We start from the raw sequence: 12,081 nt of genomic DNA, 5'->3' as shown, positions 1-12,081 counted from the left end.
GGCCTTGTGCGGTCTGTGAGCAGTGTCGGGTGGCGGCTGCGCCTTACCCGACCTACAGGTTCGGCGGGCTTGTTAACTATTCAACGCCGGCCGGTCGCTAATGGCGATACGCTGCGGCGCGATGGCTTCCGGTACGTTACGGGTCAGGTCAATATGCAGCAGCCCGTTGGTAAACGTTGCGCCGGAGACGTCCATATGGTCTGCCAGGGTAAAGCTCAGGCTAAACGGCTGATTAACCAGCCCTTGATGTAGCCATTTGGTCTCGGTCTCTTGTTTCTCCGGCGTACCTTTCACGGTCAGACGCGTGCCTTCGAGCTGAATATCCAGATCCTCCTGACGGAAGCCAGCCAGCGCCAGGGTGATGCGATAGTGGTTATCGTCGCTTTTTTCGATGTTGTACGGCGGAAACGTCTGTTGCTCGGCGGTGTTTTGCAGGGCATTAGCCAGTTTGTCAAAACCAATCCACTGACGAAGTAAGGGGGATAAATCGTAGTTACGCATACTAAATCTCCTTCTGAGAAGCGAGTTCGGCACAGTTTAATTTTGTGCGCAGTTGTTCCTGCAAATCCTGATGGATTCGCATATGCTCCCGTTACGGCAAGCAGGTCTGGGTGGGCCGCTCGCGCGACCCGCATAATTAGTTAATTTCGATACGACGCGGTTTTTTCTCTTCCGGAATCACACGTTCCAGTTCGATAAACAGCAGGCCGTTGACCAGGTTTGCACCTTTCACATGAATGTTCTCAGCTAACTGGAACTTGCGTTCAAAGTTGCGCTCAGCGATGCCCTGGTAAAGGTAGGTACGTTCTTTCTGCTCGGCCGTATGGGAACCTTTCACCACCAGCAGGTTGTCCTGCGCGGTGATCTCCAGTTCGTTTTCTGCAAAACCGGCGACGGCAATGGCGATGCGGTAGTGGTTTTCGTCAACCAGCTCAACATTGTATGGAGGGTAGCCGTTGCTCTGGCTTTGGTTATTTTCTAAATGGTTAAACAGGCGGTCAAAACCAATTGCAGAACGGTACAGCGGAGAAAGATCGAAGTTACGCATAAATAAAACTCCTGAAATCAGCGAGAAAAGTAAGCCTTCCACCATGGACAGGCCTTTACGCCCCCCGAACACCCATCAGGCGAGTTCGTTATCGGGTCGTATTCTTAAAATGGGTCTGCAACCGGGCTTTTCAAGCATGACAACTGCACTTTTTTTTGCACTTTCCTGCATCTCGCATAGACTGGGACAACAGCACAAAGGGTTAAATTGCGATGGCTGCCACAGTGCGGGGTTATCGGGCTATCCATTTTGGATAAGGCTCGCTATAACCCTGAGTTGCAGGTCTATGCAGTGCCATTAACGATGACTGAGTGATGATGAAAAATGTTCTGATAAAGCTGACGACGTTCAGCGGGGTAGTTTTACTTTGCGGGTGTTCGAGCGTGATGTCTCACACCGGCGGTAAAGAAGGAACATATCCGGGGACGCGCGCCAGCGCGGCGATGATCTCCGATGACGATACAAACTGGGGCACCAAATCCCTGGTTATCCTGGATATGCCGTTTACGGCTGTGGCGGACACGCTTCTGCTGCCGTGGGATTTATTCCGTAAGGACGACTCCGTGCGCTCACGGGTAGAGAAAAGCGAGCAGGAAAATCTGGCGACAAACGCCGTCATTCCGCCCGCAGAGATGCCGCCGCGCTAGTTCTGCGCGGTTTCCGCTAACCAGAGCTGACGGAAACCGTCCGTCTCTTCCATCCACGCAATAAAGCGCCCGTCCGGGGAAAATACGACGGCATCCGCAGACGGCGGATTGCCGTGATCGGACGTCAAAAACGTCACCGCTCCGGTCTGCGCGTCACAGCAGGCGATCCGGTTTTCGAGCACAAACCCAAGCCGATCACCCGCCGGATGCCAGTTAAACGCAGACTGAATATCGCTCCCGTTACGCGTCAGCTGGCGCGGCTCGCCGCCATCAGGTGAGATCAGCCACAGCTGCACAATGCCGTTATCGTCGCGCATCAGAAACGCGATCTGTGTCCCCTCCGGGTTGCTGCGAACCCAGTGACGCGGCACGTTCACCAGGCCCGGATAGGCCCTTTGATGCGTAAAGGTCAAACGACGCTGCTTCACCCCAGCAGGCGGGGCTGGCAGGGTCTCTGCGGTGCCCTGAAGCGGCGCATCGCCCGCCCGTTTCCAGCTCTGTTCATCTTCTGGCAGGTTAACAATAAACAGTTCAGGCACTTTCTCGCCCGTTGCAGACAGGGTATCGCCGATAAACGCCAGTCTGTCGTTGCCCACCCAGCCCTCTTCGTAGGCGCGGTTAATCTCGTCGCTGCCCGGCTGCGGGTTGGGCGTCGTGCGGCTGACCAGCACGCTCCAGTAAGTCCCCGGGTATTCACGAGGATGGTTTCCCGGCGGATTCACCGGGCCATAAGGCGCCGCCACGCCGACGTTGCGTAAATCAAGCTTCGCATCGCGCACGTGCAGCACGTGGTCGTTATAGGTAAAGCTGACAAGCTGGCCGTTCGGGCTGAAGACATGGACGTGGCTGCCGCCGCGCAGCGCGCCCGGGGTGAACGGTGAAGTGATATCCATTGCGTCCAGGTTGCTCATCTGCCCGTGATGCGCAATTACCCCCTGGCGATGATGAAAATCGTAGTGCCAGTCCGCATCCGGGTTTTTCGGGCCGTGGATAAAGACGTATTTCTCCTGCGCGGGATGAACGGTCACCACGCCAACGTGCGCACCGTCAGTGGCGCGATAAATCACCTCGACCTCGCTCGTAACAACATTAACCCGCTCGATGGTTTCACCGGTGAACGATGCACCTGACGGGCGCACGTCATAGACCAGCCACTGGCTGTCCGGCGTCCAGGTATTGATGTTAGTAAGCTGGTGGTTGCGGGAAGCGAAGGTGATTTGTTTCATGAGGATACCCTGATGCGCGGTTTTCGCATCAGGGTATCGCAAGCGGGTGTTTAGTTCAGCACAAACTTCTCAATGGCGTAAGCCACGCCGTCTTCGAGGTTGGATTTGGTGACAAAATTAGCCACTTCTTTCACCGACGGAATAGCGTTATCCATCGCTACGCCCATGCCCGCGAATTCAATCATCGCGATGTCGTTTTCCTGATCGCCCAGCGCCATGATTTCGTCCGGTTTGATGCCCAGCGCGTCGGCCAGCGATTTCACGCCGGTGCCTTTATTGACGCGTTTATCGAGGATTTCAAGGAAGTACGGCGCACTTTTCAGCACGGTGTATTTCTCTTTCACCTCGGCCGGAATGCGCGCAATCGCTTTATCCAGGATCTCCGGCTCGTCGATCATCATCACTTTCAGGAACTGGGTGGCCGGATCCATCTTCTCGGCTTCGCAGAACACCAGCGGAATGGTCGCCACGTAGGATTCATGTACCGTGTAGTAGCTGATATCACGGTTGGCGGTGTAAAGCGTATTGCGATCGAGAGCGTGGAAGTGGGAACCCACCTCGCGGGACAGTTTTTCCAGGAACCGGTAGTCATCGTAGCTTAGCGCGGTTTGCGCAACCGTACTGCCATCTGCGGCTTTCTGCACCAGCGCGCCGTTATAGGTAATGCAGTAGTCGCCGGGCTGATTCATGTGCAGCTCTTTCAGGTAGCTGTGCACGCCCGCATACGGACGCCCCGTGGTGAGGACCACATTCACGCCCTTTGCGCGTGCCGCGGCGATCGCGTTCTTAACGGCTGGAGAGATAGTGTGGTCTGGCAGCAACAGCGTGCCGTCCATATCGATTGCAATAAGTTTGATAGCCATGAGTTCCCCGGGATAAATGAGTGCTGCCTCATGCTAACGCGATTAAGCACACAAAAATAGAGCTACCTTGCGCAACAAAAGCCCCCTTTTACGCCTATCCCGAGGAACAAAGACCTACTCGCGGGTGAGAACGATTTTACCAAACGCACCGCGATCCAGATGCTCAAGAGCCTGTTTAAGCTCGTTAAAACGGTAGCGATGCTCAATCACGGGTTTCAACCCGGTGACATCCACGGCGCGGACGAAATCCTCCAGCGCCCGGCGGTGCCCCACGCCGATCCCCTGAATGACGGGAGATTTCAGCAACAGTTCGCCAGCAGAGAGCGAAATGTCAGACCCGGCCAGCACGCCAATGACCGAGATACGTCCATGAACGGCAACGGCGCGCAGGGAGTGCTTCAGGTTCTCACCCCCCACGGTTTCGATAATATGGTCGATACCGCGATCCTGCGTCAGCGCCAGCGCCTCTTCAGCCCAGTCGCCTTTCAGGCGGTTGATGCCCTGGCTGGCCCCCAGCTTTTTGGCCAGCGCCAGCTTTTCATCGCTCCCGGACGTAACAATGACCTCTGCGCCGTGCGCTTTTGCGATTTGCAGGGCGAAAATCGCCACGCCGCCCGTTCCCTGTACCAGCACCGATTGCCCGGCGCGCAGCTGACCGCGTTCCACCAGTGCGAACCAGGCGGTAAGCCCCGCGCAGGGTAAGGTGCTGGCCTCTGCGTCATCCAGGGTTTCCGGCGATGCCGCCAGCGCGTCTTCCTTCACAATCACATACTCGGCCAGCATTCCCTGGAAGTATCCACCGGACGTTCTATAGGGCAAATTGCGCGCGTCCGCCTGCGGCTTACCGTCGATCCACTCCGGAAAGAAGGTTGAGATAACGCGGGCACCGGGCTGGAAACGCGTGACGCCTTCACCAATGCTGTCGACGACGCCCGCCATGTCAGACGCCGGGGTAAACGGGAAGGAAAGCGGAATCGGCATCGTGCCTTCAATCACCATTTTGTCGCGATAGTTGAGCGCGACGGCATTCACCCTTACGCGCACTTCACCCGGACCGGGTTGGGGAATGGGCTCCTGAATAAGCGTGAGGCTCTCGCGCCCGAGGGCGCTCATCGTCCAGCGTTGCATTGTCTCGGTCATTTTTTTCTCCGGCCATCAAGTAATCTTTAATACTGACAGTCTACCGTTGACGCATGGTCGCCAGTGGCGATAAGTTTTCTCTATATTGACGCCAAAAAAGATACAATTCATGACCGACACGCTGAAGGATATCCCTGTTTTTGTGGCTGCCGTAGAGGCGGGAAGCTTTGCACAGGCCGCCATTCGTCTGCATTTGTCACGCTCGGCGGTAGGAAAAAGCATCGCTCGTCTCGAGGAGCGACTGGGGGTACGGCTGTTTCAGCGCACCACCCGGAGCCAGAGCCTGACCGATAACGGCGCCCTTTTTTATGAACGGTGCCTGCGTGCGCTGGAGGAAATTCGGGGCGCAGAGTCGCTGCTTGAAACGGGGAAACAGCAGGTCAGCGGCCGCCTGCGCGTTGCCATGCCGGTACTGTTTGGCCGCCAGTGCGTCGCGCCGCTGTTGATTGAACTGGCGCAGGAACACCCCGGGCTTGAGCTTGAAATGTCGTTCAGCGACCGCGTGGTGGATCTGGTGGAGGAAGGGTTTGATATGGCGGTGCGTAACGGCACGCTGCAGGACAGCAGCATGCTGGTCGCCAGAAAGCTGGGCGAACACCGCATGGTGCTGTGCGCTGCGCCGGATTATCTGCAGAACAAAGGCCAGCCGCAAAGCGTGGCTGACTTACCCCATCATACGGCGATTAACTATCTGCGCGCAGGCAGAGTGTTACCCTGGCAACTGATGAATAACGAAGGGACCTCGCACACCTTTACTCCCCGTTCATCGCTCAATATGGATGATTTGCAGGCCATCTGCGACGCGGCGCTGGCCGGGCACGGGATTGCCTGGCTCCCCTGCTGGATGGCCATTAAAGAAATTCATCAGGGAAAGCTCGTCCCGCTCCTGAAGCAGGCGCCGGATGTCCATTTTGACGTTCATGCCGTCTGGCAGCAAACGCCGCACCTGCCGCTGAGGGTGAGGATTGCCGTCGATACGCTCGCCAGTCGCTTACCGTCAGTGCTGTCGCAGGATATGCCCGCGCCCATAAAAAAGCCGCGCTAAACGCGCGGCCAGTTATTGTGCGGTATCACGTCGATTAAATATCGATATTTGCCGCTTTCAGGGCGTTCTCTTCGATGAAGGCACGACGTGGTTCAACCGCATCGCCCATCAGGGTGGTGAACAGCTGGTCTGCAGCAATCGCGTCCTTAACGGTCACGCGCAGCATGCGACGGCTTTCCGGATCCATGGTGGTTTCCCACAGCTGCTCCGGGTTCATTTCGCCCAGACCTTTATAGCGCTGGATCGCGAGGCCGCGACGGGACTCTTTCACCAGCCAGTCCAGCGCCTGCTCGAAGCTGGCTACCGGCTGACGACGTTCGCCACGTTCGATGAACGCATCGTCTTCGATCAGGCCGCGCAGCTTCTCGCCGAGCGTGCAGATACGACGGTATTCCGGACCGGTGACAAACTCGTGCTCCAGCGGGTAGTCGGTGTCGACGCCGTGGGTACGCACGCGAACGATCGGCTCGAACTGCCCGTCAGCGTTCTGCTGAACATCGCATTTCCACTGGCTGCCGTGCTGCTCTTTTTCGTTCAGATCGGTCACCAGAGCGTTCACCCAGCGGGTGACGGTCTGCTCGCTGCTCAGATCGGCTTCGGTCAGGGTTGGCTGATAAACCAGCTCCTTCAGCAGCGTTTTCGGATAACGGCGTTCCATACGCGTAATCATTTTCTGCGTAGCGTTGAACTCGGACACCAGACGCTCCAGCGGTTCACCGGCCAGTGCAGGGGCGTGCGAGTTCGCGTGCAGGGTCGCACCATCAAGCGCGATCGCGATTTGGTACTGATCCATCGCTTCGTCATCTTTGATGTACTGTTCCTGCTTGCCTTTCTTCACTTTGTACAGCGGCGGCTGGGCAATGTAGACGTGGCCACGCTCAACGATTTCAGGCATCTGACGATAGAAGAAGGTCAACAGCAGCGTACGAATGTGCGAGCCGTCGACGTCCGCATCGGTCATGATGATGATGCTGTGGTAGCGCAGCTTATCCGGGTTGTACTCGTCACGGCCAATGCCGCAGCCCAGCGCGGTGATGAGTGTCGCCACTTCCTGAGAAGAGAGCATCTTGTCGAAACGGGCTTTCTCAACGTTGAGGATTTTACCCTTCAGCGGCAGAATCGCCTGGTTCTTACGGTTACGGCCCTGCTTCGCAGAACCGCCCGCGGAGTCCCCTTCCACGAGGTACAGTTCGGACAGCGCCGGGTCGCGTTCCTGGCAGTCAGCCAGCTTGCCCGGCAGGCCGGCTAAGTCCAGCGCGCCTTTACGACGGGTCATTTCACGGGCTTTACGCGCCGCTTCACGGGCACGCGCCGCATCAATAATTTTGCCCACCACGATTTTCGCGTCGGACGGGTTTTCCAGCAGGTATTCGCTCAGCAGTTCGTTCATCTGCTGCTCAACCGCCGATTTCACCTCAGAAGAGACCAGCTTGTCTTTGGTCTGTGAGGAGAACTTCGGATCCGGCACCTTCACGGAAACCACGGCAATCAGGCCTTCACGGGCATCGTCACCGGTGGCGCTGACTTTCGCTTTCTTGCTGTAGCCTTCTTTGTCCATGTAGGCGTTCAGGGTACGGGTCATCGCCGCACGGAAGCCTGCAAGGTGGGTACCACCGTCACGCTGTGGAATGTTGTTGGTAAAGCAGTAGATGTTTTCCTGGAAACCGTCGTTCCACTGCAGCGCCACTTCCACGCCGATACCGTCTTTTTCGGTGGAGAAATAGAAGATATTCGGGTGGATAGGCGTTTTGTTCTTGTTCAGATACTCAACAAACGCCTTGATACCGCCTTCGTAGTGGAAGTGGTCTTCTTTGTTGTCGCGTTTGTCGCGCAGGCGAATCGAGACGCCGGAGTTCAGGAACGACAGTTCACGCAGGCGTTTCGCCAGGATGTCGTACTCGAACTCGGTGACGTTGGTGAAGGTTTCGAGGCTCGGCCAGAAACGCACCATGGTACCGGTTTTGTCGGTTTCGCCAGTAACGGCCAGCGGTGCCTGCGGCACGCCGTGCGTGTAAAGCTGACGGTGAATTTTGCCTTCGCGCTGGATAACCAGCTCCAGCTTCTGCGACAGGGCGTTTACTACCGAAACACCTACGCCGTGCAGGCCGCCGGAAACTTTATAGGAGTTATCGTCGAACTTACCGCCTGCGTGCAGGACGGTCATGATCACTTCCGCCGCGGAGACGCCCTCTTCCGGGTGAATACCGGTTGGGATGCCACGGCCGTCATCGGTGACGGAGACGGAGTTATCCGCATGGATGGTAACCACGATGTCTTTACAGTGACCCGCGAGCGCTTCGTCGATAGCGTTATCTACCACCTCGAATACCATGTGGTGCAGACCGGTGCCGTCATCCGTGTCGCCGATATACATACCCGGGCGCTTACGCACCGCATCCAGCCCTTTCAGGACTTTGATACTGGAGGAGTCATAAGAATTCGACATCAACGTTTCTCGCTCATTTCAACTTGGGTTAATCCGTTATTTTACCCTTTTCCACGGTAAACATCTTCGAATTTTCGTCCGACATGTCCATAACGTGTTCAGCGCTAATGGCGCTGACGAAAACCTGCGACTGCGTGGCTTTTAAGCGGCTGGCAAGCAGCCCGCGCCGCGCGTCGTCAAGTTCCGAGGCAAAATCATCTATCAGGTACAGGCAGCGTCGCCCGCTCTCGCGGGTGAGGAACTCCCCCTGCGCCAGGCGCAACGCACACATCAGGAGCTTGAGCTGCCCGCGCGACAACGTGTCTTCCACCGGCGCACCGTCGGCACGAATGCGGAAATCCGCCTTGTGCGGGCCGTGCGCGGTGTAGGTCAACATGCGGTCGCGCTCGAAGCTTCTCTCTAACACCTCGGCATAGTCCGTCTCTTTCTCCCAGCCGCGCTGGAAGGAGAAGGTGAGAGAGAACTCGGGTAAAAACTGTTTGCAGGTGTCGGCCATGTCTTCGGCAATACCTGCGCTGTATTCGGCACGCCAGTTGCTGATTTGTTCCGCAAGAGGGATTAACTCCATGTCCCACGGACGCAGCTGGGCGTAGCGCGTCACCTGGCGCAACGCGGCGTTACGCTGCTTGAGCAGACGCTTCAGGTTGCTCCAGGCGTTAAAGAATCCGGCTTCGTTGTGAAAGCATCCCCAGTCGAGGAACGCTCTTCTGTATTTGGGGCCGCCGTTGAGTAAAGTAAACCCCTCGGGCGTGATCAGCTGCATCGGCATCAGCAGCGCCAGCTCGGCCACCTTGTGGCCGTCGGTACCGTCGATGCGCACCTTGCTGTCGCCCTGCTTGTCTTTGGTCAGGCCGATGGCGGTCTCCCGCTCCTCGCCCTGCAAACGCCCGTGCAGAACAAAAGATTCCTGCTCGTGGCGAATCACGCGACCAATCTGCAAACTGCGAAACGCCCGACCGTGGCCGAGCGTATAGATGGCTTCCAGCACGCTGGTTTTGCCGCTACCGTTCGCGCCAACCAGGAAATTAAAGCCAGGGGATAAAGCGAGATCCGCGCTTTCGATGTTGCGAAAGTCGCGGATCAACAGACGGGTGAGCGACATTACAGTCTCATTGGCATGACAACATAGGCAGCCGACTGTGATGCGGCATCTTCAATCTGTACGCTCGAAACGGAGTCGGTCAGCAGGATGCGCACGTTCTCGCATTTCAGCGCGTTCAGCACATCCAGCACGTAGCTAACGTTGAAGCCGATTTCCATCTCAGCCCCGGCGTAGGTGACGTCCAGAATCTCTTCTGCCTCTTCCTGCTCCGGGTTGTTGGCGGTGATTTTGATCTGGTTTTCACTCACGTACAGGCGCACGCCGCGGAATTTCTCATTGGAGAGGATCGCGGCACGGGCAAAGGCCTGCTTGAGGCTGTCGCAACCGGCTTCCAGCGTTTTGTCCGGGTTCTTCGGCAATACGCGGCGATAATCCGGGAAACGGCCGTCAACCAGCTTCGATGTGAAGACAAAGTCGCCCACGTGAGCGCGGATGTTATTGCTGCCGATCTGCACGCGCAGCGGCGTGTCGCCACCGTCGAGCATACGCATCAGCTCAATCACCCCTTTACGCGGCACGATCACCGAATGGTTTGGCAGCGAGTCGCCAATCGGCATGGAACAGACCGCCAGACGGTGGCCGTCGGTCGCCACGGTACGCAGCTCTTCACCTTCGGTTTCGAACAGCATGCCGTTTAAGTAGTAACGAACGTCCTGATGCGCCATGGAGAACTGGGTGGCTTCAATCAGACGCTTCATCGTCGCCTGCGGCAGGGTGAATTCCACTTCGCTCTGCCAGTCGTCCAGGTTCGGGAAGTCCGCTGCAGGCAGCGTGGAGAGCGAGAAACGGCTGCGGCCAGAGCGCACCAGCATACGGTCGCCTTCCAGCTGCACGGCGATTTCAGCGCCTTCCGGCAGCCCGCGGCAGATATCAAAGAATTTACGTGCCGGAACCGTGGTCGCGCCCGCGTCGTGCGGCTGCGTCAGCGTAACGCGCGCGATCATTTCCATTTCCAGATCTGTACCGGTCAGCGACAGCGTACCGTCCGCGACCTGAAGCAGCAGGTTTCCGAGAATAGGCAGCGTTGGGCGGCCGCCTAATGGGCCACTCACCTGTTGCAGCGGTTTTAATAAATGTTCACGTTCAACGGTAAATTTCATAGCGTCACGATGATAATGTTCTGATTAGATTGGAAAAATCTTCTTTTATGTCGTGGCTTTCTTCGCGTAACTGCTCAATCTTGCGACAGGCGTGCAGCACGGTCGTATGGTCACGGCCACCAAACGCATCCCCGATTTCCGGCAGACTGTGGTTGGTTAACTCCTTTGCCAGCGCCATCGCCATCTGACGCGGGCGCGCCACCGAGCGGGAACGACGTTTAGACAGTAAATCTGCCACTTTGATCTTGTAGTACTCAGCCACCGTCTTTTGAATATTGTCGATAGTGACCAGTTTTTCCTGCAATGCCAGCAAATCACGCAGCGCTTCACGCACAAAATCGATGGTGATCGCACGACCGGTAAAGTTGGCATTGGCGATAACGCGGTTCAGTGCCCCTTCCAGCTCACGCACGTTGGAGCGCAGACGCTTGGCAATGAAGAACGCCACTTCACCCGGCAGGCGAATGTCATTTTCATCGGCTTTCTTCATCAGGATCGCGACGCGGGTTTCCAGCTCCGGTGGCTCGATCGCCACGGTCAGGCCCCAGCCGAAGCGGGATTTCAGACGATCTTCCACACCGTTGATCTCTTTTGGATAACGATCCGAGGTCAAAATGATCTGCTGATTGCCTTCCAGCAGGGCATTGAAGGTGTGGAAAAATTCTTCCTGCGATCGTTCTTTATTGGCAAAGAACTGAATGTCATCGATCAGCAGCGCGTCAACGGAACGGTAGTAGCGTTTAAACTCTTCGATCGCATTGTTTTGCAGGGCTTTTACCATGTCCTGAACGAAGCGTTCGGAGTGCATATACACCACTTTGGCATTGGGCTTGCGCGCCATAATGCCGTTGCCCACCGCGTGCAGCAGGTGCGTTTTACCGAGACCCGTGCCGCCATACAGGAACAGCGGGTTGTAGGCCCCGCCGGGGTTATCAGCAACCTGGCGAGCCGCCGCGCGCGCCAGCTGGTTCGACTTACCTTCAACGAAGTTATCGAACGTGTGTTTGACGTTTACGTTAGAGCGGTAGGTTGGCTCAGCCGGTGCAGGAACATTATCCCAACCCTGACGAGCAGGAGCGACGCGAGGAGCCGGCGCGGGTGCGGCCTGAGCAGGCGCAGCCACATTCACGGTTTCACGTACGGTTTGGGTGACCGGCTTTGTGCCCACTTCAAAGCGCAGCTGTGGGGCATCTGACCCGCAGAAATCGTTCAGCAGTCCATTGATGTTATTAAGGTACTTGTCCCTTACCCAATCGAGCACAAAACGGTTTGGCGCGTACAAAGCCAGCGTGTTATCGCTCAGTTCCGCCTGCAACGGGCGGATCCACATACTGAATTCTGTGGCTGGTAACTCATCCTGCAATCGGGCAAGACACTGCTGCCAAAGCGAAAGTGACACGGCGGACTCCACTCGAACAATAAAAGAAAACTATTGAATATTCATGATTGTTGGCGCACATCGGC

Annotated in this window: 11 protein-coding genes and 1 other annotated feature; of the genes, 2 read left to right on the top strand and 9 right to left on the bottom strand. The window is 56.8% G+C overall.

Translation table 11 applies throughout. From position 1 onward, the window contains the following. Positions 1-72 precede the first annotated feature (72 nt). Together ibpB and ibpA are read right to left on the bottom strand one after the other, a co-directional pair. The gene (gene ibpB / locus ACOTXI_RS20215; RefSeq protein WP_008500161.1) at positions 73-501 is read right to left on the bottom strand and encodes a small heat shock chaperone IbpB; all 429 of its coding nucleotides are present in this window, start codon (positions 499-501) and stop codon (positions 73-75) included. Positions 502-637: 136 nt separating this feature from the next. After that, positions 638-1,048, bottom strand: a complete 411-nt coding sequence (ibpA, locus tag ACOTXI_RS20210) for a small heat shock chaperone IbpA (protein WP_008500162.1) — start codon at positions 1,046-1,048, stop codon at positions 638-640. Further along, positions 1,042-1,113: a sequence feature (ROSE (Repression Of Heat Shock gene Expression) occurs in the 5'-region of heat shock genes and acts as an RNA thermometer to modulate expression.), on the bottom strand. (Overlaps the previous gene by 7 nt.) A 249-nt stretch (positions 1,114-1,362) precedes the next feature. Here ibpA and ACOTXI_RS20205 point away from each other — a divergent pair. Continuing rightward, positions 1,363-1,695 carry a YceK/YidQ family lipoprotein gene (locus ACOTXI_RS20205; RefSeq protein WP_021242679.1) on the top strand — a complete coding sequence of 111 codons (333 nt, stop codon included), beginning with the start codon at positions 1,363-1,365 and terminating at the stop codon, positions 1,693-1,695. Here ACOTXI_RS20205 and ACOTXI_RS20200 read toward each other — a convergent pair. The 3 genes from ACOTXI_RS20200 to ACOTXI_RS20190 form a co-directional block, all read right to left on the bottom strand. Beyond that, positions 1,692-2,921, bottom strand: a complete 1,230-nt coding sequence (locus ACOTXI_RS20200; protein WP_058653715.1) for a DUF3748 domain-containing protein — start codon at positions 2,919-2,921, stop codon at positions 1,692-1,694. The two genes, ACOTXI_RS20205 and ACOTXI_RS20200, sit on opposite strands and share 4 nt — an antisense overlap. A gap of 50 nt (positions 2,922-2,971) precedes the next feature. Next, entirely contained in the window at positions 2,972-3,784 is an 813-nt protein-coding gene (yidA, locus tag ACOTXI_RS20195; protein ID WP_008500165.1) for a sugar-phosphatase, read from the bottom strand. Positions 3,785-3,898: 114 nt separating this feature from the next. After that, a complete protein-coding gene (locus ACOTXI_RS20190; RefSeq protein ID WP_008500166.1) occupies positions 3,899-4,924 on the bottom strand; it encodes a zinc-dependent alcohol dehydrogenase family protein in 1,026 nt (341 codons plus the stop codon). 109 nt (positions 4,925-5,033) lie between these two features. On the opposite strand from ACOTXI_RS20190, the gene ACOTXI_RS20185 reads away from it, so the two are divergent. After that, positions 5,034-5,969 (top strand): LysR family transcriptional regulator, encoded by a 936-nt coding sequence (locus ACOTXI_RS20185; RefSeq protein WP_058653716.1) that lies wholly within the window; start codon positions 5,034-5,036, stop codon positions 5,967-5,969. A gap of 34 nt (positions 5,970-6,003) precedes the next feature. On the opposite strand, the gene gyrB is transcribed toward ACOTXI_RS20185, so the two are convergent. Genes gyrB through dnaA form a run of 4 tightly spaced genes read right to left on the bottom strand, consistent with a single transcriptional unit; the run spans position 6,004 to position 12,016 of the window. After that, entirely contained in the window at positions 6,004-8,415 is a 2,412-nt protein-coding gene (gene gyrB, locus ACOTXI_RS20180) for a DNA topoisomerase (ATP-hydrolyzing) subunit B (RefSeq protein ID WP_008500168.1), read from the bottom strand. A 28-nt stretch (positions 8,416-8,443) separates the two neighbouring features. Further along, complete coding sequence (recF, locus tag ACOTXI_RS20175) at positions 8,444-9,517, bottom strand: DNA replication/repair protein RecF (RefSeq protein WP_008500169.1); 1,074 nt, start codon at positions 9,515-9,517, stop codon at positions 8,444-8,446. Further along, positions 9,517-10,617, bottom strand: coding sequence for a DNA polymerase III subunit beta (dnaN, locus tag ACOTXI_RS20170; protein ID WP_008500170.1), 1,101 nt, complete (start codon positions 10,615-10,617; stop codon positions 9,517-9,519). The genes recF and dnaN overlap by 1 nt, the downstream gene beginning before the upstream one ends. Before the next feature lie 4 nt (positions 10,618-10,621). Further along, a complete protein-coding gene (dnaA, locus tag ACOTXI_RS20165) occupies positions 10,622-12,016 on the bottom strand; it encodes a chromosomal replication initiator protein DnaA (RefSeq protein WP_010426558.1) in 1,395 nt (464 codons plus the stop codon). Positions 12,017-12,081: the final 65 nt, after the last annotated feature.

The sequence above is a fragment of the Enterobacter cloacae complex sp. BZL2005 genome (assembly GCF_049238885.1).
GTDB lineage: Bacteria > Pseudomonadota > Gammaproteobacteria > Enterobacterales > Enterobacteriaceae > Enterobacter > Enterobacter roggenkampii.
Note: the sequence above shows the minus strand (reverse complement) of the source record. Positions and strands in the feature narration are given on the sequence as shown.